This window comes from Vibrio genomosp. F10 str. 9ZD137 (assembly GCF_049974785.1).
GTDB lineage: Bacteria > Pseudomonadota > Gammaproteobacteria > Enterobacterales > Vibrionaceae > Vibrio.
Genome location: NZ_JBNGCJ010000845.1, coordinates 1 through 667 on the forward strand (window position 1 = coordinate 1; position 667 = coordinate 667).

General features: G+C 43.8%; 1 protein-coding gene. It reads left to right on the forward strand.

Features of this window, described 5'->3' with window-relative positions; genetic code table 11:
* Positions 1 to 667, forward strand: a 667-nt coding sequence (locus tag ACP45E_RS19060) for an HAD-IC family P-type ATPase (RefSeq protein ID WP_141707431.1), incomplete at both ends; no start/stop codon positions are given.

The following is a 667-nucleotide window of genomic DNA, read 5'->3' on the forward strand; positions in this document are numbered from 1 at the left end:
CTGCCAGTGGTAATTTACTGAAGCTGATACCTGCAGTAGCGACAATGCTAGACGGTGAACAGATTCCTGTTAAATCTTTAACTATTGGCGACATCATCAGAGTGCTTCCCGGAGAGCATATTCCTGCGGATGGTAAGATTTGCTCAGGTAGAGTTCATATTGATGAATCGATGCTGACGGGTGAATCGCTCCCTGTAGTTAAGTCCCAGGGTGATATGGTTTTTGCGGGTACTTTAAATGGAGACGACTCTTTTGAACTCGAAGTGTCTGCATCCAAAGCGAATTCCGTTATTTCAAGCATTGTTCGTTTACAAGACGAAGCTCAAATGTCGAAGCCGAAAATCGCTGAAATAGCTGACATCGTCGCTCGTTACTTTGTTGCTGTTATTCTTATTGTTGCAGCTTGCACATGGTATTTCTGGCAACAGTCGCGTCCGGATGATGCGTTTTGGATAATGTTATCGGTGTTGGTTGCGACGTGTCCTTGTGCTTTATCTCTTGCAACCCCTACAGCACTCACGTGTGCAACATCAAGAATGGGCAATTTTGGTATTTTGTTACGCAAAAGCCATGTATTTGAAACGCTCTGTAAAGTGAACCATCTTGTCGTTGATAAAACAGGCACATTAACGTGTGGCAATGTTGAGATTACCGACGTTGATGTTGT